The sequence below is a fragment of the Sphingomonas sp. PP-F2F-A104-K0414 genome (assembly GCF_004340945.1).
In the GTDB taxonomy this organism is placed as follows: Bacteria; Pseudomonadota; Alphaproteobacteria; order Sphingomonadales; family Sphingomonadaceae; genus Sphingomonas.
Map to the genome: position 1 here is coordinate 106,915 of NZ_SLYD01000003.1, position 24,423 is coordinate 131,337.

The window sequence follows — 24,423 nt, forward strand, 5'->3', positions numbered from 1 at the left end:
GAGCATACCACCCCGCCGTCATCCCAGCGAACGCTGGGATCCAGAGTTACGGACGCCGCCGCCCTTGGCTCTGGATCCTGGGTCGAGCCCAGGATGACGGAGGGGGGGAGAGGGCGCCTCTCGACCAGGTTTGCCCGGCTCGCCTTCGTGCCCGGCCTGTTGCTCGCGTCGTCGGCGCTTGCGCAGACGGTCGATCCGGCGGTGCGGAGCATGACGCTCGACGAGAAGGCGGCGCAGTTGCAGAGCGTCGCGCCGGCGATCCCGCGGCTGAACCTGCCCGCGTATGATTACTGGAACGAGGGGCTGCACGGGCTCGCGCGCAACGGCGTGGCGACGGTGTTTCCGCAGGCGATCGGCCTCGCCGCGACGTGGGACGAGGCGCTGCTCAGGCGGGTTGGCGATGTCGTGTCGACCGAGGCGCGCGCGAAGTCGAACGCGCTGCCGACGGGCGATCGCGAACGCTATCAGGGGCTGACGATCTGGTCGCCCAACATCAACATCTTCCGCGATCCGCGCTGGGGTCGTGGGCAGGAGACGTATGGCGAGGATCCGTATCTGACGGGGCGGCTCGGCGTCGCGTTCATCGGCGGGTTGCAGGGGCCGGACCTCGCGCACCCGAAGGTCATCGCCACACCCAAGCATCTTGCCGCGCATAGCGGGCCGGAGGCGGGGCGCGACGGGTTCGATGTCGATATCTCGCCGCATGATCGCGAGGCGACGTTCCTGCCTGCGTTCCGGCTTGCGCTGACCGAGGGCAAGGCGCTGTCGACGATGTGCGCGTACAACGCGATCCACGGCGTGCCGGTTTGCGCGTCGGAGCCGTTGCTGACCGAGACGGTGCGGAAGCAATGGGGCTTCAAGGGGCTGATCGTGTCCGACTGCGATGCGGTGGGGAATATCTCGAACTACCATTATTATCGGCCCGATACTGCGAGCGGATCGGCGGCGGCGATTGCCGCTGGGATGGATTTCAACTGTGGGAAGACCTACGCGGCGCTCGGCGATGCGGTGCGGCGGGGGCTGGTGCCCGAGGCGACGCTCGACGCGAGCCTGACGCGGACGTTCGCGGTGCGGCGGATGCTCGGCGGCGCGTTCGGGACCACGAGCCCTTGGGACAGGATCAAGCCGACCGAGTTCGACACGCCGGCGCACCGCGCGCTGGCGCTGGAGGCGGCGCGGAAGGCGATGGTGCTGGTCCAGAACAACGGCGTGCTGCCGCTGAAACCGTCGGCGAAGATTGCGGTGATCGGGCCGAATGCCGACAGCGTCGACGTACTGGAGGCGAATTATCACGGTACCGCCGCGGCGCCGATCACGCCGCTGGCGGCGCTGCGCACATCGTTTGCGGGCGTGCGGTACGCACAAGGGTCGAGCATCGCCGAGGGCGTACCCGTGCCGGTGCCCGACACAGCGCTGTCGCTGCGCGGCGAGTATTTCCGGGGGAGCGATTTCACCGGCACATCGGTGGTGCGCGCCGACCGGACGATCGACTTCGACTGGGACCGCACCGCGCCTGCGCCGGGGATCGATCCTGCCGCGTTCTCGGTGCGCTGGACCGGCACGATCACCGCGCCGGCGGCGGGCGAGTATGTGTTCCGGCTCGACGTGCCGCGCTGCTTCGACTGCAAGGGGCATGATCCTGCGCGGTTGTGGATCGACGACAAGCCTGTCGCTGACGACGATGGCAGCGGCAAGAACGTCGAGGCACCGGTCACCCTGACCGCGGGCCCGCATTTGATCCGTGTGGAGCTTGCGCATAGCGGCGAGGATCAGGGGCTGCGTTTGACCTGGACTGCGCCGGCCGACGCACAGGTTGGGGAGGCGGTTGCGGCCGCCAAGGATGCCGATGCGATCGTCGCGTTCGTCGGGCTGTCGCCCGCGGTCGAGGGTGAGGCGTTGCAGATCGAGGTGGCCGGGTTCTCGGGCGGCGATCGGACCGATATCGGGTTGCCTGCCGCGCAGGTGCGGTTGCTCGAAGCCGCCAAGGCGACGGGCAAGCCGCTGGTCGTCGTGCTGATGACCGGCAGCGCGGTCGCGATGACCTGGGCGAAGGCGCATGCCGATGCGATCCTGGTTGGCTGGTATCCGGGGCAGGCTGGCGGGCAGGCAATCGCCGATACGCTGGTTGGCAGGAGCAATCCGGGCGGGCGACTGCCGGTGACGTTCTACGCGAAGACGCGCGATCTGCCCGCGTTCATCGACTACAACATGCGTGAGCGGACGTATCGCTACTTCACGGGCACGCCGCTCTGGGGCTTCGGGCATGGTCTGAGCTATACGCAGTTCGCTTATGCGGCGCCGAAACCCGCGCGCAGCACGATCGCGGCGGGGGAGAGCTTCACCGTCGAGGTGCCGGTGCGCAATACCGGCAAGGTTGCGGGCGACGAAGTGGTGCAGGCGTATCTCGTGCCGCCTGAGCCGGCGGTGAAGCCGCGCTTCAACGATCCCGTGCTGCAACGCCAGCTCGTCGGGTTCAGGCGCCAGACAGTGAAGCCGGGGCAGACGGCACGCGTGGCATTTACGATCGATCCTCGCGGCATGAGCAGCGTCGATGCGGCGGGAACGCGTCGTGTCGTCCCAGGCGAATACCGGCTGCATATCGGCGGCGGCCAGCCCGGCGACGGGCCGGGTGTCGATACCGTCTTCACCGTGACGGGAACGCAGGATTTGCCGAAATGATCGACCGCCGGATGCTTATCGCGGGTGCTGCGGCACTCGGGCTCGCGGGACCGCTGCGGGCGGCCGCGCCGTCGTTCGTCAGCAAGCGTCCGAAGCTTGGCGATCGCCGCTATACCAGCCGCGCGGTCGAGGCGGAGATCGCGCGCGTGTCGGCGAAGATCGGCGATCCCGAACTCGGCTGGATGTTCGGCAATTGCTATCCGAACACGCTCGACACGACGGTGTTCATGGGGAGCGTCGACGGCAAGCCCGACGCGTTCGTCATCACCGGCGACATCGACTGCATGTGGCTGCGCGACAGCTCGGCGCAGGTCCATCCGTACCTTCCGCTGGCCAAGCGCGATCCGGCGTTGCGGATGCTGTTCCGCGGGCTGATCGCGCGGCAGGCGCGGTGCATCCTGATCGATCCGTACGCCAACGCGTTCATGCATGACCCCTCGGCGAAGACCAACCTGAGCTGGTCGCTTGGCGACGACACGGTGATGAAGCCGGGCGTCGGCGAGCGGAAATGGGAGGTGGATTCGCTCTGCTACCCGATGTGGATCGCGCACGCCTATTGGCAGGCGACCGGCGACACCGTGCCGTTCGACGCGCTGTGGGCGGACGGTGCGCGCGCATCGATCCGGACGTTCCGCGAACAGCAGCGCAAGGACGGGCCGGGGCCGTATCGCTTCCGCCGCTCGTCGCCGATCGTCGGGGAAAGCATGCCGCTCGACGGGTTTGGGCCGCCGTCGCGACCGGTCGGCCTGATCCATTGCGGGTTCCGGCCCTCGGACGATGCATGCGTGCTCCCGTTCCTGATCCCATCGAACATCTTCGCGGTCCGCGCGCTGCGCCAGTTGGCGGAACTCGCGACGCGCGCCCGGCCCGACGCGGCGCTGGCGGCGGATGCGACCGCGCTGGCGGACGAGGTCGAGGCGGCGTTGCGGCTGCACGGCATGACCAGGGGTGCGGACGGCCAGCCGGTCTGGGCGTATGAGGTAGACGGCTATGGCAACGCGATCTTCATGGACGACGCCAATGTGCCGAGCCTGTCGGGGCTGGCGTATCTGGGGGCCGTGAAGCCCGACGATCCGCTCTGGCGGCGCACCGCGGCGCGCGCGTGGAGCAAGGACAACGCGTATTTCTTCACCGGCAAGGCGGCGGAGGGGATCGGCAGTCCGCATACCGGCCTGCGCGAGATCTGGCCGATGTCGATCGTGATGCACGCGCTGAACGCACTCGAGACCGGCGACGATGCGACCGTGGCGCGGTCGCTGGCCGCGTTGAAGGCGACGCATGGCGGCACCGGGTTCATGCATGAATCCTTCAACCAGGACGACGGCGCGAAATTTACCCGCGCCTGGTTCGCCTGGGCCAACGGGCTGTTCGGCGAACTGATCGTCGACATCGCCGGCAAACGTCCCGCCCTTCTCGGAGTCCGCGCATGATCTCCCGCCGTATGCTCCTCGCCGGTAGCGGTGCGCTCGCGTTGACCGCGCGCACGACCTTCGCCGCCACTCCTCGCACGACCACCGCGCCCGATCTGTTCGTCGGGACCGGCGGCCACGGCCACACCTATCCGGGGGCGACGCTCCCATTCGGGATGGTGCAGCTCAGCCCCGATACCGATGTCGAGCGCTGGGATGCGTGCTCGGGCTATCACCGCACCGATACGTCGATCATCGGGTTCAGTCACACGCATCTGTCGGGCACCGGGATCGGCGACATGCTCGACGTGCTGGTGGTGCCAACGCGCGGTCCGGTCCAGCTGACTCCCGGCACGCTCGAAGATCCCGGTGCGGGCTATCGCCAGCGGTTTTCCGATGAGCATGCGGAGCCCGGTTACTACCGTGTGGCGCTGGAAACGGGTGTCCGCGCGGAGCTCACCGTGACCGAGCGGACGGGCATTCAGCGCCATGTCTTCCCGCGCGGTGCGGGGCATGTCCTGATCGATATGTCGCACCTGATCCTCGACGAGTCCGACCGGGGCGTGCTGATCGACGAGGCGTCGCTGGCGATCGACGACAGCGGTACGCTGACCGGCAGCCGCCGCGTGTTCCGCTGGGCCAAGGGGCGCCGCATTCACTTCGCGATGCAGGTGTCGCGCAAGCCCGACCGCATCGTCTTCTACGGCGATGGCGACGTCGCGCAGGCGGACGGCGCACGCGGCGTCGCGGGCAAGCGGGTGAAGGCGGTACTGCACTATGACGACGCCGGTGCCGCGCCGATCATGATCCGCACCGGCATCTCCGGGGTCGACGTCGCCGGCGCGCGCGCGAACCTCGCCGCCGAGGCCCGGCACTGGGACTTCGACCGGTACCATGCGCAGGCCGCCAAGCGCTGGGCCCCGGCGCTCTCCGCGGTCACCGTCGAGGGCGGGACGCCCGCGCAGCGCACGATCATGGCGAGCGCGCTGTACCATGCGCAGCTTGCGCCGACCCTGTTCTCCGATGTCGACGGGCGGTATCTCGGCCTCGACAAACAGGTCCACAGGCTGTCGGGCAAGGATCGCGCGTACAGCACCTATTCGATGTGGGACACGTACCGGGCGCTGCATCCGCTGCTGACGCTGATCGAGCCCAAGCGGACCGCCGAGCTGGTCGGCGATCTGATCCGCCAGACGCAGCAAAGCCGCTATGGCCCGCCCGTCTGGCCGCTCCAGGGGATCGAGACCGGGTGCATGATCGGCTGGCATTCGGTGTCGGTGATGGCCGAGGCCCGCGCGAAGGGCGTGCGCGCCGATTATGCGGCGGCGTGGCCGAACGTCCGTCGTCGTTCGTTCGATTTCACGATGCCGGATCTCGACAACAGCCTCGGGATCGAACCCTATGATACGATCGGCTATGTTCCCGCCGACAAGGTGTTCGAGGGGGTCTCGCGTACGCTCGAATATGCGTATGATGATTACGCCTCGGCGCACCTGGCCGATGCGGCGGGAGCGACCGCCGATGCCGCACGACTGCGCAAGCGCAGCGGCAATTGGCGGAACGTGTTCGACAGCACGATCAACTTCGCACGACCCAAGCGCGAAGACGGGACATGGATCGAACCTTACGATCCCGTCGCGCTCGGCCATTCCGCGACGTGGCGTGACTATACCGAGAGCAATAGCTGGCAGGCGACGTTCCTCAACCAGCACGACGTCTACGGCCTGATCGCGGCGATGGGCGGCGATGCGAAGTTCGAGGCCAAGCTCGACGCGTTGTTCACCGCGTCGTCGGTTCTGCCGAAGGATGCGCCGCCCGACATCAGCGGGCTGGTCGGGCAGTATGCCCACGGCAACGAGCCGAGCCATCACGTCGCGTATATGTACGCGTATTGCGGTGCGGCGTGGAAGACGCAGGCCATGGTCCGGCGGCTGCTGACCGAGATGTACAAGGACGCGCCCGACGGTATCATCGGCAACGACGATTGCGGGCAGATGAGCGCGTGGTTCGTCCTGAGCGCGCTCGGGCTGTACCCGGTCGATCCGGTGAGCGCGAACTATGTGCTGGGCTCGCCGCTGTTCGATCGGGCCGAGATGCGCGTCGGCAACGGCAGGACGCTGGTCGTCGAGGCACGCGGCAATGCGCCCGACCGCCCGTACGTCCAGTCGGTGACGTGGAACCGCAAGCCGTGGACGAAGAGCTGGATCGCACATGCCGATATCGTCCGCGGCGGGCGGCTCGTGTTCGAGATGAGCGACAAGCCCAACCGTAATTTTGGCCGCGCGACTGCCGATCGGCCGCCAGCAACCACCGGAGTTTCGCGATGACCTTCGACTTGAACCGCCGCGCGTTGATCGCCGGTACGCTCGCTACCGCCGCGGCAGGCCGCGTGAACGCCGCCGGCCCGGTCGGTGCACCCGCCCCGTGGGGCGCGACGCCCAGCGTCCGCCAGCTCGCTTGGCACAAACGCGAGCGCTACGGCTTCGTCCACTTCACGCTGAACACCTGGACCGACAAGGAATGGGGCTATGGCGACGAAGACCCCAAGCTGTTCGACCCGACCGCGTTCGACCCGGATCAAATCGTCGCGGCGGCGAAAAGCGCCGGGCTGACCGGGCTCGTCCTGACCGCCAAGCATCATGACGGCTTCTGCCTCTGGCCGACCAAACTCACTGAGCATTGCATTCGCAACAGCCCGTACAAGGGCGGCAAGGGCGATATCGTCCGCGAACTGGGCGATGCGTGCCGACGTGGCGGGATATCCTACGGGCTGTATCTGTCGCCGTGGGACCGCAATCGCGCCGACTACGGCACGCCTGCGTACGTCGAGTATTTCCGTGCGCAGCTGACCGATCTCTGTACCAATTACGGCGAGCTGTTCGAAGTGTGGTTCGACGGCGCGAACGGCGGCGACGGCTATTATGGCGGCGCGCGCGAGGCGCGGAAGATCGATGCGCCGAAATATTACAACTGGCCGTCGATCATCGCATTGGTCCACAAATTGCAGCCGATGGCGTGCACCTTCGATCCGCTCGGCGCGGATATCCGTTGGGTCGGCAACGAGGACGGCCACGCGGGCGATCCGTGCTGGCCGACGATGCCGAACCATCCGTATGTCCAGTCGGAGGGCAATTCGGGCGTGCGCGGTGCGCCGCTCTGGTGGCCGGCGGAGACGAATACGTCGATCCGTCCGGGCTGGTTCTATCATGCCGACGAGGACCTCCAGGTGAAGTCGCCGCAGCGGCTGATGCAGTTCCACGACGAGTCGGTCGGGCGCGGCACCAACATGATGCTCAACCTGCCGCCCGATCGCCGTGGGCTGATCGCGGAACCCGATCTCGCGTCGCTGAAATCGTTCGGGGACGCGTTGCGTAGCAGCTTCAGGACCGATCTGGCGAAGGGTGCGGTGGCGAGCGGACCGTCGCGCGGGGCGAGGTTTGCGCCGGCCAATGTGCTCGACGGCAATCCCGAGACATATTGGAGTACGCCGGACGCGGTGAAAACGCCGTCGCTGGTGCTCGACCTGCCGCCGGGGCGCCGCTTCGACCTGATCCGGATCCGCGAGGCGCTGGCGCTCGGCGTGCGCGTCACCAAGTTTGCGATCGACGTGGCCGATTCGAAGGGCGCTTGGCGCGAGGTCGCGGTGCACGAGTGCATCGGCGCGCAGCGGATCATCCGCCTGCCCGAGCCGGTGACCGCGCGACGCGTGCGGTTGCGGATCGTCGAGGCACCGGCGAGCCCTGCGATCACCGAGCTTTCGCTGTTCCTGAGTGTGGCGCCGGTCGCGGTTGCAGCATCGCAGGCGGCGGGGAACAAGATCGTCGCCAAGTCCGGGTGGACGATCGTCAGCGCGATCCAGCACAGTCTGGCGATGAAGGCGGGCAAGCCGGATTTCGCGGGCGAGATGTCGCTGGCCGGGGTGGTCAAACCGGGGCTGCCGGGTGCGGAGGCGGTGCTCGACGACGATCTCGCGACCGTCTGGACGACGCCTGCGCCGACGCCGACGAGTGTGGTGATGCTGATGATCGACATGGGCAAGGCGGAGCAGGTCGCCGGGTTCAGCCTGACGCCGACCCGTCAGGCGTTGCCCGATGCCGGCCCGCCGGGGCGCTACCGCGTCGAGACGAGCGAGGACGGCAAGACCTGGACGCCGGCGGGCGAGGGCGAGTTCGGCAACATCGCCTATGCGCGGGCGACACAGCGCATCACCTTCGCGAAGGCGCGATCGGCGCGGTACCTGATGCTCGGCTTCACCACCGTCGCGACCGCGCAGCCGAAGATGGCGATCGCCGGCATCGGCGCGTTCCGGCCTTAGGGCAGGGGCAGACGGCCACCCAGATCCCCGTCACCCCAGACTTGTTTCGGGGTCCACCGCTCCGCAAACTCGACAGGCTTGACCCAGCGGAACGGTGGATGCCGGAACAAGCCCGGCATGACGGAGGCATAGGGCGGTTTCTCTCAACCCAGTCATCCTGACGAAAGTCAGGATCCAGAGTACGGGCCGGCACGCGTGTGGCTCTGGGTCCTGACTTTCGTCAGGATGACGGAAGTCGCAGAGGACAGGCCTTTTGGCACCGGGGCTGGGCTAGCTGGTCTGGATCGGGCATGGTTTCCCGCGACAACATGGGTGAGCGTACAGATGGACCAATCAGCTACCATGCCGCGGATAGCGGGGCCCGAGGATCATGTGGTGGTCGTCGGCGGCGGCTTTTCCGGCGCGTTGTTCGCGGTCAACCTGGTGCGGCACGAAGGCCCGCGCGTGACGCTGATCGAGCGGCGCGATCCGCAGCTCGCGCGTGGCGTCGCCTACAGCGCGGCGCATCCGGATCACCTGCTCAACGTCCGCGCGGGCAACATGAGCGCGCTGCCCGACGATCCCGATCACTTCGTTCGTTGGCTGGAGTCGCATGGGAAGGGCGACCGCAAGACCTTTGTCCCGCGCACCACCTACGGCGCGTATCTGCGCGAATTGCTCGATGCGGCGATCGCGGGATCGGACGGCCGGCTGGTGCATGTCGAGGGCGAGGTCTGCGCGATCGATCCGGTCGAAGGCGATGGCGTCACGCTGACGATGGCGGACGGACGCAAGATCGCTGCCGATACGGCAGTGCTCGCGCTTGGCAACCTGCCACCGCATACGCCGCCCGGGCTCAAGCCGGATGCTTTGCCGACCGGCGTGTATTACGCGGATCCCTGGGCTGCGAACCTCGCCGAGGGGCTGGGTGCGGACGATACCGTCGTGCTGGTCGGGACCGGGCTGACCGCGATCGATGCGGCGCTGCTGCTCGATGCGCAGGGGTTTGCTGGCCACATCCTGGCGATGTCACGTCGTGGGTTGTCACCGCGCCGCCATGTCGATGGCGCGCCTGCGCACCGCGGCGTTTCGGATAAACCGCAGGGCGGGCTGACCGACCTCGTCCGCCATGTTCGTTCGCGGACCGAGGAGGGCGGCTGGCGCACTGCGGTCGACGAATTGCGGCCAGTGACGCAGATGCTGTGGTCGGCGGCGTCGCAGGAATTGCGCGGGCGTTTCCTGCGGCATCTGCGGCCCTATTGGGATGTCCACCGCCACCGCCTCGCGCCCGCTGTCGCCGATCGCGTCGAGGCACTCGTCGCGAGCGGGCGACTGACCTTCGCAGCGGGCAAGATCGTCTCCGCCGAAGCCGACGGGGCGCAGGCAAATCTGACGTGGCGACCGCGCGGCGAGACCGATCCGGTCGTCACGCGGGCCGCGCGGATCGTCAATTGCACGGGGCCGCAGGGCGATCTGTTGCGCTCCGAGGAGCCGCTCGTGAAGCATCTGCTCGCGGCCGGTGCGATCCGGCCCGATCCGTTGCGGCTCGGCGTCGACGTCGATGCTCAGTCGCGGGCGATCCGCGCTGACGGCACGCCCGACGACCGCATCCACTGTATCGGGCCGATGACCCGCGGCGGGCTGTGGGAGGTCGTCGCGGTGCCCGATATCCGCGTCCAGAGCTGGGATCTCGCGCGCCGCCTGTCCAACGCGCAATGGGTTGGCGGCGAAGGGCTTTGACCGCGGTGAGGCGGTTTTTCGCCGGCGAGGCGGCAGGGGCCATCGTGCTGCTCGCCGCGACGATCGCGGCATTGCTCGTCGCCAATTCACCGCTCGCGCCGGCCTATTTCGCGACGCTCCACCATGAAGTCGCCGGTCTGAGCGTTCATCACTGGATCGACGATGGTGCGATGGCGCTGTTCTTCCTGCTGATCGGGCTGGAGGTGAAAAGCGAGTTCATCTCGGGGCATCTCTCGACCTGGGGGGAGCGCATCCTGCCCGGCGCGGCAGCGCTCGCGGGCATGGTGGTGCCGGCGTGCCTCTATCTGCTCGTCAACATGGGGACGCCCGCCAATCTGCGCGGCTGGGCGATCCCGGCGGCGACCGACATCGCGTTCGCGCTCGGCATCCTGGCCCTGCTCGGATCGCGCGTGCCGACCTCGTTGAAGATATTGCTGACGGCGATCGCGGTGATCGACGACCTTCTCGCGATCCTCGTCATCGCGCTGTTCTACACCGGCCAGATCGCGCTGCTGCCGTTGCTTGGTGCGGGCGTGGGGCTCGGCGTGCTCGTTGTCCTGAACCTGTCGGGGGTGCGGTCGCTGGTGCCGTATCTGCTGATCGGCGTCGGGGTCTGGTACGGCGTCTTGCTGTCGGGCGTGCATGCGACGCTTGCCGGCGTGGCGGTCGCGTTGACGATTCCGTTGCGGACGGGGGACGGCCAGCCGCCGCTGAAACGCCTCGAACACGCGCTCCAACCTTGGTCGAGTTTCCTGATCGTGCCGGCGTTCGGGTTCGCCAATGCGGGTATCGCGTTCGGCGGGATGGTGGCGGCGGACGTGATCGCGCCGCTACCGGTCGGGATCACGCTCGGGCTGTTCCTCGGCAAGCAGGTCGGCATCTTCGCGATGATCCGCGGGCTCGTGATGGTCCGGCTGGCCGTAGCGCCCAGGAACGCGAACTGGGCTCAGGTCTACGGCATGGCGGTGCTGTGCGGGATCGGTTTCACGATGAGCCTGTTCATCGGCGGACTCGCGTTTGCGGACGCGCCGCACGCGCTGGATTCGGTCAAGATCGGCGTGTTCGCGGGCTCGATCCTGTCAGGCGTCGCGGGCTGGCTGATTCTTCGCCGCACCGCACCATAATTCTGACAATACTACGCGAAACATATGCTTCGGCCCGGCAATCGATCTCGAATTGCTACGTCGCCGGAGCCTAATTGCCAGTCCTCGCGAACCGCCATCCTTCCGGCGGCACGCGCATGGGGACCGCAATGCACATTCTTCGTTTCGTCGCCGCTGCCGGTATCCTGACCGGTCTCGCCACGCCCGCGTTCGCGCAGGATACCGCGCCGCCGTCTCCCGTAACCGTCAGCGGTTCGGTCACGCTCGCGACCGACTATCGCCTGCGCGGCGTGTCGCAGTCGGACAAGGACGGCGCGATCCAGGGCGGGCTGACGATCGCGCACCAGAACGGCGTGTATGTCGGCGCCTGGGGCTCGAACCTGTCGGGCTGGGGCACGTTCGGCGGCTCGAACATGGAGCTCGATCTGATCGGCGGCTACAAGCACAAGCTCGCGGACAACGCGACGATCGACGTCGGCCTGACCTGGTACATGTATCCGGGCGGCGCCTCGAAAACCGATTACGCCGAGCCCTATGTAAAGCTCAGCGGCACGACCGGCCCCGCGACGCTGACCGCGAGCGCCTTCTACGCGCCGAAGCAGCAGGCGCTCGGCAAATGGTATCGTACCGGCGCCGATGCAGCGGCGGGTGTCTACACCAATCCCGGCGACAAGAAGGACAACCTTTACCTGACCGGCGACGGTGCGTTCGCAATTCCCGGAACGCCGGTCACCGCCAAGGCGCATATCGGCCATAGCTGGGGCAATGACGGGCTCGGCCCCAACGCGACCAGCGCGGCGCCGACCGGCGACTATTGGGATCGGTCGTTCGGTGCGGACGCTACGTATAAAAATCTGACGCTGAATGTGAGCTATGTCGACACCGACATCACGCGTCGCAGTGCAGCGTATCTCCAGCCTAGCTTCAGCCGCGGCCAGGACGGAACCGGATCGATCGCCGACGGCACCGTGGTTGCCTCGCTCACCGCAGCCTTCTGAAAGGAACCCAGCCATGCAGGACCTTCTCTGGATAGCCATCATGATCGGACTGGTTGCGGCGACGCTCGCCTATGTCCGCTTGTGCGACAACGCTTGAGCCCAATGAGGACATCATCATGACCCTCGACCTCTGGCTCGCCGCGATCGTCGCGCTCGGGCTGCTGTTTTACCTTGTGGCGGTGCTGATCCGCCCCGAACGCTTTTAGGAGCGCGCCCTCATGACATTCGAAGGATGGATCCTCATCCTGGGCTTCGTCGGCATATTGCTGGCGTTGACCAAACCCGTCGGCCTGTGGCTGTTCGCCTTGTACGAAGGCCGCCGCACGCCGATCCACGCGATCCTTGGCCCGGTCGAGACCGGCTTCTACAAGCTCAGCGGCATCGATCCGAAGGTGGAGCAGGGCTGGCGCCGCTACGCGCTGCACATGATCGTGTTCAACGCCGTGCTGATGGCGTTGACCTACGCGGTGCTGCGTCTGCAGGGTGTCCTACCGGGTAACCCGCAGGGCCTCGCAGGGCTGAGCCCCCATCTCGCGTTCAACACCGCGATCAGCTTCACCGCGAACACCAACTGGCAGAGTTACTCTGGCGAGACGACCATGTCGAACTTCAGCCAGATGTTCGGGCTGACGATCCACAATTTCCTGTCGGCGGCGACCGGCATCGCGCTGGCGTTCGCGCTGTTCCGCGGATTCGCGCGGCGCTCGAGTGCGACGATCGGCAATTTCTGGGCCGACATGACGCGCATCACGCTCTACGTGCTGCTACCGATCTGCGTCGTCATTACGATCTTCTACATCGCCAGCGGCGTGCCGCAGACGATGGCCGGCACGGTCGACATCACCACGCTCGAAGGGCTCAAGCAGACGCTGACGCTCGGGCCGGTGGCGAGCCAGGAAGCGATCAAGATGCTCGGCACCAATGGTGGCGGCTTCTTCAACGCGAACTCGGCGCATCCATTCGAAAACCCGACCGCGCTCGTCAACCTCGTGCAGATGCTGTCGATCTTCGTCATCGGCTTCGGCCTGACCTGGACCTTCGGCAAGGCCGTCGGCAACACGAAACAAGGCTGGGCGATCCTCTCGGCGATGCTCGTGCTGTTCCTTGCCGGCGTCACGATCACCTATGCCCAGGAAGCCGCGGGCAACCCGATCCTCCACCAGATCGGCGTCGCAGGCGGCAACATGGAAGGCAAGGAGGTCCGCTTCGGGATCGCCGCGTCCGCCTTGTTCTCGGTCGTCACCACCGCCGCATCGTGCGGCGCGGTCAACGCCATGCACGACAGCTTCACCGCGCTCGGTGGCATGATCCCGCTGCTCAACATGCAGCTCGGCGAAGTCGTCATCGGCGGCGTCGGCGCAGGCATCTACGGGTTCCTGTTGTTCGCCATCCTCGCCGTGTTCGTCGCAGGCCTGATGGTCGGCCGCACGCCCGAATATGTCGGCAAGAAGATCGAGGCGCGCGAAGTGAAGCTGGCGGTGCTGGCGATCGCCATCCTGCCGCTCGTCATCCTCGGCTTCACCGCGCTCAGCGCCGTGCTGCCGGACGGGCTCGCCGGGCCGCTCAACAAGGGGCCGCACGGGTTCAGCGAGATCCTCTACGCGTTCACCAGCGCGGTCGGGAATAACGGGTCGGCCTTTGCCGGGCTCACCGCCAACACGCCCTATTACAACGGCTTGCTGGGGGTCGCGATGTGGCTCGGGCGCTTCTTCATCATCGTGCCGATGCTCGCCATCGCCGGTGGTCTCGCGGCCAAGAAATACACGCCGGAGAGCGCAGGCTCGTTCCCGACGACGGGCGCACTGTGGGTCGGCCTGCTGGTCGGGATCATCCTGATCGTCGGCGGCCTGACCTTCCTGCCGAGCCTCGCGCTCGGTCCCATCGCCGATCATCTCGCGATGATCAGCGGCAAAACCTTCTGACGGGACAAGCCAAAATGGCACGCACCCCTACCAAGTCGCTGTTCACGGCCGACTTGATCATCCCGGCGATCGGCGACGCTTTCCGGAAACTCGATCCGCGGCAGTTGATCCGCAACCCGGTGATGTTCGTCACCGCGGTCGTCGCCACGCTGTTGACGATCCTCGTCAACGTCGGCGGCGACGGGCTCTCGGTCGGCTTCAAGATACAGCTGGTGATCTGGCTGTGGCTGACCGTGCTGTTCGGCACCTTCGCCGAAGCGCTCGCCGAAGGCCGCGGCAAGGCGCAGGCTGCGTCTTTGCGCGCGACCAAGGCCGAGCTGACCGCACGCCGCATGAAGGGGGATCAAGTCGAGTCCGTCCCCGCCAGCATGCTCCGCGCGGGCGACATCGTCCTGGTGACGATGGGCGACCTGATCCCGGCGGATGGCGAAGTCGTCTGGGGCGTCGCCTCGGTCAACGAAGCGGCGATCACCGGCGAGAGCGCGCCGGTGATTCGCGAGGCGGGCGGCGATCGCTCGGCGGTGACAGCAGGCACGCGCGTCATCTCCGACGAGATCCGGGTGAAGGTCACGGCCAACCCCGGCGAAGGCTTTCTCGACCGCATGATCGCACTCGTCGAAGGCGCCGAGCGACAGAAGACGCCGAACGAGATCGCGCTGACGTTGCTGCTCGTCGGCCTGACGATCATCTTCCTGATCGCGGTCGGCACGATCCCCGGTTTCGCCAGCTATGCGGGCGGCCGTGTGCCGGTCGCGATCCTCGCGGCGCTGCTGATCACGCTGATCCCGACGACGATCGCAGCCTTGCTGTCGGCGATCGGTATCGCGGGCATGGACCGTCTGGTGCGCTTCAACGTGCTGGCGAAATCCGGCCGTGCGGTCGAGGCGGCGGGCGATATCGACGTGCTGCTGCTCGACAAGACCGGCACGATCACGATCGGCGACCGTCAGGCGAGCGAGTTCCGCTCGGTCGGTGGCACGCGCGACGAGGAGCTGGCGGAGGCGGCGTTGCTGGCCAGCCTTGCCGACGAAACGCCGGAAGGCCGCTCGATCGTGGTGCTGGCGCGCGACAAGTTTGGTGTGACCACGAGTGCCCTTCCGGCTGATGCGGAGGTCATCCCGTTCACCGCGCAGACGCGCATCTCGGGCGTTAAGGTCAACGGCTCACTGATCCAGAAGGGCGCGGTCGACTCGATCCTGAAGGCCAATCCGGGGGCAGGGGCGACCGCCGCCGCGACCGAACTGCGCCGCATCACCGACGAGATCGCGCGCGCTGGCGGTACGCCGCTGGCCGTCGCGATGGACGGGCGGTTGCTCGGTGCGATCTTCCTCAAGGACGTCGTGAAGGCGGGCATTCGCGAGCGCTTCGGCGAGCTGCGGGCGATGGGCATCCGCACGGTGATGATCACCGGCGACAACCCGCTCACCGCCGCCGCGATCGCCGCTGAGGCAGGCGTGGACGACTTCCTCGCGCAGGCGACGCCCGAGGACAAGCTCGACCTGATCCGCAAGGAACAGCAGGGCGGACGGCTGGTCGCGATGTGCGGCGACGGCACCAACGACGCGCCCGCGCTGGCGCAGGCGGACGTCGGCGTGGCGATGAACACCGGCACGCAGGCCGCGCGGGAGGCGGGCAACATGGTCGACCTCGACAGCGACCCGACCAAGCTGATCGAGATTGTCGGCCTCGGCAAGCAGTTGCTGATGACGCGTGGTGCGCTGACGACCTTCTCGGTGGCGAACGACGTTGCGAAGTATTTCGCGATCATCCCGGCGATGTTCGTCGCGCTCTATCCGGGGCTCGGGGTGCTCAACGTGATGCGGCTGGGTTCGCCCGAAAGCGCGATCCTGTCGGCGATCATCTTCAACGCGATTATCATCCCGATGCTGGTGCCGCTCGCGCTGAAGGGGGTGGCGTACAAGCCGATGGCCGCGGGGCCGCTGCTCGCGCGGAACTTGGCGGTGTACGGCTTGGGCGGTCTGATTGCCCCGTTCGTGGGGATCAAGCTTATCGACCTCTTGGTTGGTGCGCTGGGGCTGGCATGATGACGATGCCTAACCCGTGGCGTGCAAATGCACCCTCGCACCGACCCCCAAGACCACCCCGGCGAAGGCCGGGGCCCAAGTGGAGAGGTCGAGGTAACGAAGCGCGCCGCAAATTGGCGACGTTACCCAATTGGACCCCGGCCTCCGCCGGGGTGGTGGTAAGGGGAAGGGCGCAAGTTTTGATGTGCTCGAGGCGGAGTCTCACCAACGCCACCCAACCCAACCCCGCCACCCCAGCGAAAGCTGGGGTCTCCCTCCCCGAAGCGCGCCGTGCGCGGCACGATACCCCAGCGTTCGCTGGGGTGACGGCAGAAGGAAGCATGCAATGACCTCCGATTTCACCTCCGCCCTCCGCCCGGCGTTCGTCATGACGATCCTGTTCGCGCTGCTGCTTGGGATCGTCTATCCCCTCGCGATGACCGGGATCGGACAGGCCATTTTCCCCGCCCAAGCAAACGGCAGCCTCGTCATGGCCAACGGCAAGGCGATCGGCTCGGCCGTCGTCGGCCAGGCCTTTACCACCGGCCGTTATTTCCAGACGCGGCCGTCGGCGGCCGGCAAGGGCTATGATGGCCTCGCCTCGTCGGGCTCGAACTATGGCCCCACTAGCCAGGCGCTCGTCGACCGCACCAAGGCCGACGTTGCCAAGCGTCGCGCGGAAGGCGTGACCGGGCCACTCCCCGCCGATCTCGCCACCGCCTCGGGTTCGGGCCTCGACCCCGACCTGTCGCCAGCCTCGGCCTATGCCCAGGTCGCCCGCGTCGCCCGTACCCGCGGCCTTCCTGCCGACAGGGTCCGCGCGCTGGTAACCGCCAATGTCGAGGGCCCGCTGCTCGGCATTCTCGGCGAGCCGCGCGTCAACGTCTTCGCCCTCAACCGCGCGCTGGACGCAACGGGCGCACGTTGAACGACGACACGCGACCATCCCCCGAGGCCCTTCTGCGACAGGCGTCGCAGGAGGGTCGCGGCCGTCTGAAGATCTTCCTCGGCGCGGCCCCTGGTGTCGGAAAAACCTACGAGATGCTTTCCGAAGGCGCTGAGCGCCGCCGCGCCGGTGTCGACGTCGTCATCGGCGTGGTCGAAACGCACGGTCGCGTCGAAACCGAAGCGCTCACGCGGGGCCACGAGATCGTCCCGCGCAAAGCGATCCCGTACGAGGGCCGCACGCTCGACGAGATGGACCTCGACGCGATCCTCGAACGCGCGCCGACGCTGGTCCTCGTCGACGAACTCGCCCACACCAACGCCCCCGGCAGCCGCCACCCGAAACGCTACCAGGACGTCGAGGAACTGCTCGCCGCGGGCATCGACGTCTATTCGACGATCAACATCCAGCACATCGAGAGCCTCAACGACGTCGTCGCCTCGTTCACGCGCGTCCGCGTCCGCGAGACCGTCCCCGACAGCATCGTCGAGGCTGCCGAGATCGAAGTCGTCGACATCCCGCCCGACGAACTGATCGAGCGGTTGAAGGCGGGCAAGGTCTATCTCCCGCAAGAGGCCACCCGCGCCCTTTCGCACTTCTTCTCCAAGTCGAACCTGTCGGCCTTACGTGAACTCGCGCTCCGTCGAGCAGCCCAGGCCGTCGATGCGCAGATGCTCGAACACGTCCGCGCATTAGGCGTCGGCGGCACCTGGGCGGGCGGCGAGCGGATCGTCGTCGCGATCAGCGAACTCCCCGGCGCATTGGGCCTCGTCCGCGCGACTAAGCGGATCGCCGACGCGATGCACGCGCCGTGGACCGCAGTGTACATCGAGACACCGCGCGCGCAGACCTTCGGCGAGCCCGAGCACCGCCAGCTCGCCGCGGTCTTCAACTTGGCGAGGCAACTCGGCGCCGACGTCGCGACTGTCCCTGCGACGTCGGTGGTCGACGGCCTCAAGACCTTCACGGCCGAGGCGCGCGCGACGCAGCTGGTGGTCGGCAAGTCGACCCGCTCGCGCTGGTTCGAACTTCGCCACGGTTCGGTCGTCGACCAGATGGTCCGCGAGTCACCCGGCATCGCCGTCCACGTCCTGCCGATGGACCCGCCCACCGCGCCCCGCGGTACGCGCGTGCGGACCGGCGGATGGGGCAGCAAGGCGGGCTACGCCTGGACGACGGCGATGGTCGCGGGCGTCACAGGCGTCGCGAGCGCGCTTTTCCACATCCTCAACCTCGGCAACGTCGCGCTGCTATACCTGCTCCCGGTGATGGCGGCGGCGAGCCTGTTCGGCCTGCGCACAGGGCTGTTCGCAGGCGTGGTTTCGTCGATCGCGTACAACTTCTTCTTCCTGCCGCCGACCGGCACGCTGACGATCAATAATCCCGAGAACGTGATCTCGATCCTCGTGCTGCTCGGCATCGCGTTCGTGACGAGCCAGCTCACGTCGCGGGTCCGCGCCCAGGCCGACATCGCCGCCGCCAGCGCCCGCACCAACGCCGCGCTCGCCGGGTTCCTTCGCCAACTGACATCGCTCAACGAGCCGGTCGCGCTCGCCCGCGCGATCTGCGAGGAAATCGGGAGGCTGTTCAGCGTGCGCGCGGTCATCCTCGTCGCGGAGGATCCGGGCCTCGCCGTGCAGGCGGCGAACGGCGCGGATTACCGGCTCGAGACGATGGAGATAGCGGCTGCGCAATGGGCGTATGATACAGGCGCGCCGGCCGGTCGCGGATCAAGCACGCTGGCGGCGTCGGAGTGGTTTTTCCAGCCGTTGCGCTCGGGCGAGCGGACGCTGGCGGTGCTCGGGCTCGCGCGTGAGGCAGGCGGCGATCCGGTGCGATCGGACCAACTGTCATTGCTGATGAGCCTGGTCGACCAGGCGTCGCTGGTGCTCGAACGCGCGCGGCTGGAGGTCGAGATGCGTGACGTCGATGCGGTGCGCGAGCGGGATCGGTTGCGGCAGGCTTTGCTGTCGTCGGTCAGCCACGACCTGCGCACGCCGTTGACCTCGGTGATGGCGGCGGCAGCGGAACTGCACCGCGGCGTTACACCCGAGCTGATCGACACGATCGAGACCGAGGCGGCGCGGCTCAACCGGTTCGTCGGCAACCTGCTCGACATGGCGCGGGTCGAGGCGGGGGCGCTCCGGTTGCGGCTGGAGCCGACCGATCTCACCGACGCGGTGGCGGGCGCGGTGCACGACACGAAGCGCGTGCTCGAAGGTCATGCGATCGAACTCGACGTCGCCCCGAACCTGCCGCTGGTCCGCGTCGATCCGCAACTGCTCCACCATTGCTTGCTCAACCTGCTCGACAATGCTGGCCGCTACGCCGATCCCGGCACGCCGATCCTCGTCCGGGCTGAACACCGCTTCGGGATGCTCCGCCTGTCGGTGATCGACCAGGGACCAGGCCTGCCACCCGGCCGCGAGAAGGAGGTGTTCGAGACGTTCCGCCGCCTCGAAGGCTCCGACCGCGCGGTCGGCGGCACCGGGCTGGGGCTTGCGATCGTGAAGGCGTTCGCCGAAGCGATGGGCATGACCGTCGAAGCCAGCAATCGCGAAGACCTGACCGGAGCACGGTTCAGCCTGTGCTTCCCCGTGGCCCTGCTCGTCCGCGACACCGATGGAGCGAATCTGTGAGCGCACAAACGGTTCTGATTGTGGACGACGAACTGCATATCCGCCGGTTGTTAAAGAACACGCTGGAGCGCGCGGGGTACGGTGTCGAGGAGGCGGTCGACGCGCGCGAGGCTTTGCGGGTTGCGGCGAGCCGGCCATTGACTGCGGTACTGCTCGACCTGGGGTTGCCCGACCGTGACGGGCTCGAACTGGTGCCGCTGCTGAAGAAGCTCGGCGATCCGATCATCCTCGTCGTCTCCGCGCGCGAGGCGACCGACCAGAAGGTCGCGGCGCTCGATCTGGGGGCTGAGGATTATGTGACGAAGCCGTTCGATACCGAGGAACTGCTCGCACGGTTGAGGGTGGCGTTGCGGGGGCGTGGTGAGGCGACATCGCGGCCGACGATCCTGCGGGCGCATGGGGTGGAGATCGACTTCGAACACCGCCTCGTCCGGCGCGGGAACGAGGAGGCGCATCTGACGCGGAAGGAGTTCGACGTGCTCTCGGCGTTGGCGGCGCATCCGGGGCGGGTGGTGACGCATCAGCGGATACTGGAGGCAGCGTGGCCGACGGATCACGATCGGCGGATCGAATATCTCCGCATCGTCGTGCGCAACTTGCGGCAAAAGCTGGAAGGGACGGGGGGAGTCGGCACGGTGATCGCGAACGAACTCGGGATCGGCTACCGGCTGCTCGTCGACGCCTGAGCTGAGAAAACTTGTTTACCCGCGAAGGCGGGGATCCAGACTGGGCTCCCGCCTTCGCGGGAGAACATGGAAGCAGGCGGTTCGCTGGCAAATGCACGCAGCCAACCGTCACCAGCGAAAGCTGGGGGATCCCCGCACCAGGTTGCCCCTGCCGCGCGAGGTCCCGGCTTTCGCCGGGATGACGGGGTTGCGCACTATGTGAACACTATGGCTCCCCCTCAAAACCAATCTCGAACGCTTATGCCGCAGGCGATAGCTGGAGTGTCGCATGACCGACGCTCGCCGCCTCCGCACCGATCTCAGCCTCCGCGCGAGCGGCCTCCTGTCGCTGACGATTGCCGCCACCGCGATCCACACGCTTGCCCGTCTCCACCCCCCAACCGGCGCGCTCGCATTCCTGCTTGCCGCAATCGGCTTCTTCTGCGCGAGCAGCGGCGCGATGCTGGTGGTCGTCGGCAGCCACATCCACGACCGTGTCAAGGTCAGCGCCCGCTGGCGACGCGTGGCGCGATAGGCCGCGCCGGGGGCGGGACCTGTCGACGCGCGCGCGCGATGTCCTTATGCTACCGCATTGCAGCATGATGACGAGGGAGCGCTCTGCATGATCGGTCGACGCGAAGTAATGACCGCGCTGGGTCTGTTGGGTGTCCTCCCACAGGCCGCCGCCGCGATGCGTGCAGCGCCCGGCAAGGCCGAGCCGTTTTCGTGGGAAACGCTTCAGCAACGCGCCGCAATGTTTGCAACGAAGCCGTACCGGGCCCCCGCCAAGGTCGCTGCCGCCGCGGCGATCGATTACGACAAGGTCGGCAGCATCCGCTTTCGCGCCGACAAGACGCTCGCCGGCGGCATCCGGCTGTTCCCGCTCGGTCGCTATGCGCCGATGCCGGTCGCGATCAACGTCGTCGAGGGCGGGCAGGCGCGCCGTATCGAGTTTTCGCGTGACCTGTTCGAGGCCGAAGAGGGGCATGCCGCCGCGCTCGGCATCGCGGGTTTCCGCGCGATGGCGCCGGGCGGGACCAGCGACTGGATGGCGTTCCAGGGCGCATCCTATTTCCGCACCGCCGGCGCGCAGGATCAATATGGCCTGTCCGCGCGTGGGCTCGCGATCAACACGGGGCTGCCGGGTCGCGAGGAATTTCCCGACTTCACCGAATTCTGGATCGAGCGGACCGGCGCCGACGCGTACACGATCTACGCGCTGATGGATGGAGCCAGCGTCACGGGGGCGTACCGGTTCCAGTCGCGGCATGTCGCGGGCGCGGGCGTCGAACAGCAGGTTTCATCCGTACTGAACATCCGCCGCGACATCGAGCGGCTCGGCGTCGCGCCCGCGACCAGCATGTTCTGGTACGGCGAAGGCAACCGCGCCGCCGCGGTCGATTGGCGGCCCGAGATCCACGACTCCGACGGCCTCGCGTTGCTCACCGGCGCGGGCGAGCGCATCTGGCGACCGCTCAACAATCCGCCGCACGATACGCTCGACAGCTTTGCGGATCAGGCGCCCAAGGGCTTCGGTCTGATCCAGCGCGACCGCAATTTCGATCATTATCAGGACGACGGGGCGTTCTACGATCGCCGGCCGAACCTATGGGTTCAGCCGCAGGGCGATTGGGGCAAGGGTGCGGTGATGCTCTATGCGTTCCCGACCAACAGCGAGACGGTGGATAATGTCGTCTCGTTTTGGACGCCGGCCGCGCCTGCCAAGGCCGGGCAGCGGCTGCAGTTCGATTACTCGCTGTCGTGGAGATCGAGCGACCCGACTGCGGTCGCCGCGACCGCGCATGTCGTCGATTGCTGGCAGGGCGTCGCCGGCCGACCCGGCGCGGAACCGGTCAAGGGCGCGCGAAAGCTCGTGGTCGATTTCATCGGCGACGGTCTCGCCGGGCTCGACCGGCAGAGCGGCGTAACCGCCAAGATCGACGTTGTCCGCGGCAAGGTGCTCGCCAACGCGGCGTATCCGGTGGTCGGCCAGAAGAACCGCTGGCGCGTGACCGCCGACATCGCGCCCGATGCACAGGGCCCGGCCGACGTCAGGCTGTTTCTCACGCGCGGTGGTCGCGCGCTCAGCGAAACCGTGCTGACGCCGATCTTCTGATGTCCGACCTTCCCGCCATGATGCCGGGCGAGTCACCGATCGAGATGCTCCCGCAGCGTTTCGACGGGCCGCCGCCGCCCTGGTCCGCGCCCGAGCCGGGGCCGGGCATGGTCGTTTCGAACGACGATATGCTCGCGCGCCGGATCATCCTGATTTTGATGACCGGTCTGTTGGCGACCGCGGCATCGTCCGCGGTGCAGGAATCGCTGCTCGCCGACGGACTGAGCCTGTGGGACGCGGTATTGCTGGCGTTGTTCTTTCCGCTGTTCGCGTGGATCGCGTTCGGCTTCATGAACGCGGCGATCGGCTTTGTGCTGTTGATGACCGGCGGCCATCCGGGCTTCGTGCCGACACCGCGCCAGTCCGAACCGCTCGAGGGGCGCACCGCGATCCTGATGCCGGTTCATAACGAAGACATCGACGCCGTGTTCGAGCGGATCGCCTGGATGGCGCGCGCGATCGCGGCTGGCGGTGTCGCCGACCGGTTCGACATCTTCATCCTGAGCGACTCGGGCGAAGCGGCGGAGGCGGCCGAGGTCGCGGCGTGGCAGAGGCTCGCGCCGACGCTCGACTGCGCGCTCTATTACCGCCGCCGGACCGTGAACGTGGGCCGCAAGCCGGGCAACGTGGCGGAGTGGATCCGGCGGTTCGGCGGCGGTTACCGCTATATGCTGATGCTCGACGCGGACAGCCTGATGGGCGGCAACACGATCATCGGCATGGCGCAGGTGCTCGAACGGCGGCCCGCGGTGGCACTGCTCCAGACCGTGCCTGCGGTGATCAACGGCGTCACGTTCTTCCAGCGCTGGATGCAGTTCGCCAGCCGGTTATATGGCCCGATCTCGACCGCAGGGCTCGTCTGGTGGTCGGGCTCGGAGGCGACCTTCTGGGGCCACAACGCGATGATCCGGATCGAGGCGTTCGCGGCGAGTTGCGGCTTGCCCGACCTGCCCGGCCGAGCGCCGTTTGGCGGCGTCATCATGAGCCACGACATGGTCGAGGCGGCGTTGCTGCGGCGGCGCGGCTGGCGGGTGCACATGCTGATGACCGAGGAGACGTTCGAGGAATATCCGCCGACCTTGATCGACGCGGCGGTGCGCGACCGACGCTGGGCGCAGGGGAATATTCAGCATCTGAGCTTGCTGACCTCGTCTGGGTTCCACTGGGTCAGCCGGCTGCAACTGCTGATGGGCGCGTCGGCGTTCATCACTTCGCCGGTGTGGCTGCTCATGATTGCCACCAGCGTCGTCCAGGCGCTGCTCGGCGAGCGTAATATCGTCGAGGCGCAGACCTCGTTGCAGGTGCTGTTCGTGACGCTGCTGCTGCTGTTTGGGCCGAAACTGTTGAGCGTGATCTGGGCGTTCTCGAATGCCGAGCGTCGCGCGGGGTTTGGCGGGCGGCGCGGGATCGTGCGGTCGGTGCTGGTCGACGTGCCGTTCTCGATGTTGTCCGCGCCGGTGATCGCGTTGACGCAGACGATGGACCTCGCCGGGATATTGATGGGGCGCAAGTCCGGCTGGGCGCCGCAGAACCGCGATGCGCAAGAGTTGTCGCTGGCGGACGTGATGCCGCGCTATCGCTGGCATGTCGGGGTGGGCGTCGCGCTGCTAGCGGTGACGCCGTTCGCGCCGGTGACCGCAGCGTGGCTCGCGCCGGTGACGTTGGGGCTGTTGCTCAGTCCATTCCTGACGATGCTGACGGCGAGCGAGAAGGCGGGGAAGTGGGCGACCGGTCACGGTATGTTCGTCGAGCCCGGCGAGCATGTGTCGGTTCTCTCGCGGCCGTCGCTGCCGGCGCACAGCGGGTAGCCCCGCGCGCCCTCCGTCATTCTGACGAAAGTCAGGACCCAGGGTCACAAGCGGTGCTATTCGTGGCTCTGGGTCCTGAC

16 protein-coding genes are annotated in these 24,423 nt (G+C 67.4%); all 16 read left to right on the forward strand.

What is annotated here, in order from left to right; translation table 11 throughout:
- Positions 1-147 precede the first annotated feature (147 nt).
- The 16 genes from C8J46_RS07645 (at position 148) to mdoH (ending at position 24,343) form a co-directional block, all read left to right on the forward strand.
- Positions 148-2,679, forward strand: a complete 2,532-nt coding sequence (locus tag C8J46_RS07645) for a glycoside hydrolase family 3 C-terminal domain-containing protein (RefSeq protein ID WP_347812372.1) — start codon at positions 148-150, stop codon at positions 2,677-2,679.
- Positions 2,676-4,109, forward strand: a complete 1,434-nt coding sequence (locus C8J46_RS07650; protein WP_132737154.1) for a glycoside hydrolase family 125 protein — start codon at positions 2,676-2,678, stop codon at positions 4,107-4,109. Before C8J46_RS07645 ends, C8J46_RS07650 begins: the two co-directional genes overlap by 4 nt.
- The gene (locus C8J46_RS07655; RefSeq protein WP_132737157.1) at positions 4,106-6,415 is read left to right on the forward strand and encodes a GH92 family glycosyl hydrolase; all 2,310 of its coding nucleotides are present in this window, start codon (positions 4,106-4,108) and stop codon (positions 6,413-6,415) included. The genes C8J46_RS07650 and C8J46_RS07655 overlap by 4 nt, the downstream gene beginning before the upstream one ends.
- A complete protein-coding gene (locus tag C8J46_RS07660; RefSeq protein WP_132737159.1) occupies positions 6,412-8,403 on the forward strand; it encodes an alpha-L-fucosidase in 1,992 nt (663 codons plus the stop codon). The genes C8J46_RS07655 and C8J46_RS07660 overlap by 4 nt, the downstream gene beginning before the upstream one ends.
- A 324-nt stretch (positions 8,404-8,727) precedes the next feature.
- Complete coding sequence (locus C8J46_RS07665; protein WP_243643274.1) at positions 8,728-10,122, forward strand: FAD/NAD(P)-binding protein; 1,395 nt, start codon at positions 8,728-8,730, stop codon at positions 10,120-10,122.
- Between the two features lie 5 nt (positions 10,123-10,127).
- Positions 10,128-11,246, forward strand: a complete 1,119-nt coding sequence (nhaA, locus tag C8J46_RS07670; protein ID WP_347812373.1) for a Na+/H+ antiporter NhaA — start codon at positions 10,128-10,130, stop codon at positions 11,244-11,246.
- Positions 11,247-11,374: 128 nt separating this feature from the next.
- Positions 11,375-12,223, forward strand: a complete 849-nt coding sequence (locus tag C8J46_RS07675; RefSeq protein ID WP_132737165.1) for a TorF family putative porin — start codon at positions 11,375-11,377, stop codon at positions 12,221-12,223.
- 116 nt (positions 12,224-12,339) lie between these two features.
- Positions 12,340-12,429, forward strand: coding sequence for a K(+)-transporting ATPase subunit F (kdpF, locus tag C8J46_RS07680; RefSeq protein ID WP_055875324.1), 90 nt, complete (start codon positions 12,340-12,342; stop codon positions 12,427-12,429).
- 12 nt (positions 12,430-12,441) lie between these two features.
- Complete coding sequence (kdpA, locus tag C8J46_RS07685) at positions 12,442-14,145, forward strand: potassium-transporting ATPase subunit KdpA (RefSeq protein ID WP_132737168.1); 1,704 nt, start codon at positions 12,442-12,444, stop codon at positions 14,143-14,145.
- 14 nt (positions 14,146-14,159) lie between these two features.
- The gene (gene kdpB, locus C8J46_RS07690; RefSeq protein WP_132737171.1) at positions 14,160-16,190 is read left to right on the forward strand and encodes a potassium-transporting ATPase subunit KdpB; all 2,031 of its coding nucleotides are present in this window, start codon (positions 14,160-14,162) and stop codon (positions 16,188-16,190) included.
- A 325-nt stretch (positions 16,191-16,515) separates the two neighbouring features.
- Positions 16,516-17,097: a potassium-transporting ATPase subunit KdpC gene (gene kdpC / locus C8J46_RS07695; RefSeq protein WP_132737174.1), complete on the forward strand. Its 582-nt coding sequence runs from the start codon at positions 16,516-16,518 to the stop codon at positions 17,095-17,097.
- Positions 17,094-19,754, forward strand: a complete 2,661-nt coding sequence (locus C8J46_RS07700; RefSeq protein WP_132737177.1) for a sensor histidine kinase KdpD — start codon at positions 17,094-17,096, stop codon at positions 19,752-19,754. Before kdpC ends, C8J46_RS07700 begins: the two co-directional genes overlap by 4 nt.
- Entirely contained in the window at positions 19,751-20,440 is a 690-nt protein-coding gene (locus C8J46_RS07705) for a response regulator transcription factor (protein WP_132737179.1), read from the forward strand. Before C8J46_RS07700 ends, C8J46_RS07705 begins: the two co-directional genes overlap by 4 nt.
- A gap of 268 nt (positions 20,441-20,708) precedes the next feature.
- Entirely contained in the window at positions 20,709-20,954 is a 246-nt protein-coding gene (locus tag C8J46_RS07710; RefSeq protein WP_132737182.1) for a hypothetical protein, read from the forward strand.
- A gap of 87 nt (positions 20,955-21,041) precedes the next feature.
- Positions 21,042-22,535: a glucan biosynthesis protein gene (locus C8J46_RS07715; RefSeq protein WP_132737185.1), complete on the forward strand. Its 1,494-nt coding sequence runs from the start codon at positions 21,042-21,044 to the stop codon at positions 22,533-22,535.
- Positions 22,535-24,343, forward strand: a complete 1,809-nt coding sequence (gene mdoH, locus C8J46_RS07720) for a glucans biosynthesis glucosyltransferase MdoH (RefSeq protein ID WP_243643275.1) — start codon at positions 22,535-22,537, stop codon at positions 24,341-24,343. The genes C8J46_RS07715 and mdoH overlap by 1 nt, the downstream gene beginning before the upstream one ends.
- Positions 24,344-24,423: the final 80 nt, after the last annotated feature.

Bases quoted from the DNA above. Each gene is read 5' to 3' on its own strand.
- C8J46_RS07650 (WP_132737154.1), top strand. From the start codon at position 2,676: ATGATCGACCGCCGGATGCTTATCGCGGGTGCTGCGGCACTCGGGCTC.
- C8J46_RS07655 (WP_132737157.1), top strand. From the start codon at position 4,106: ATGATCTCCCGCCGTATGCTCCTCGCCGGTAGCGGTGCGCTCGCGTTG.
- C8J46_RS07660 (WP_132737159.1), top strand. From the start codon at position 6,412: ATGACCTTCGACTTGAACCGCCGCGCGTTGATCGCCGGTACGCTCGCT.
- C8J46_RS07665 (WP_243643274.1), top strand. From the start codon at position 8,728: ATGGACCAATCAGCTACCATGCCGCGGATAGCGGGGCCCGAGGATCAT.
- C8J46_RS07675 (WP_132737165.1), top strand. From the start codon at position 11,375: ATGCACATTCTTCGTTTCGTCGCCGCTGCCGGTATCCTGACCGGTCTC.
- kdpF (WP_055875324.1), top strand. From the start codon at position 12,340: ATGACCCTCGACCTCTGGCTCGCCGCGATCGTCGCGCTCGGGCTGCTG.
- kdpA (WP_132737168.1), top strand. From the start codon at position 12,442: ATGACATTCGAAGGATGGATCCTCATCCTGGGCTTCGTCGGCATATTG.
- kdpB (WP_132737171.1), top strand. From the start codon at position 14,160: ATGGCACGCACCCCTACCAAGTCGCTGTTCACGGCCGACTTGATCATC.
- kdpC (WP_132737174.1), top strand. From the start codon at position 16,516: ATGACCTCCGATTTCACCTCCGCCCTCCGCCCGGCGTTCGTCATGACG.
- C8J46_RS07710 (WP_132737182.1), top strand. From the start codon at position 20,709: ATGACCGACGCTCGCCGCCTCCGCACCGATCTCAGCCTCCGCGCGAGC.
- C8J46_RS07715 (WP_132737185.1), top strand. From the start codon at position 21,042: ATGATCGGTCGACGCGAAGTAATGACCGCGCTGGGTCTGTTGGGTGTC.
- mdoH (WP_243643275.1), top strand. From the start codon at position 22,535: ATGTCCGACCTTCCCGCCATGATGCCGGGCGAGTCACCGATCGAGATG.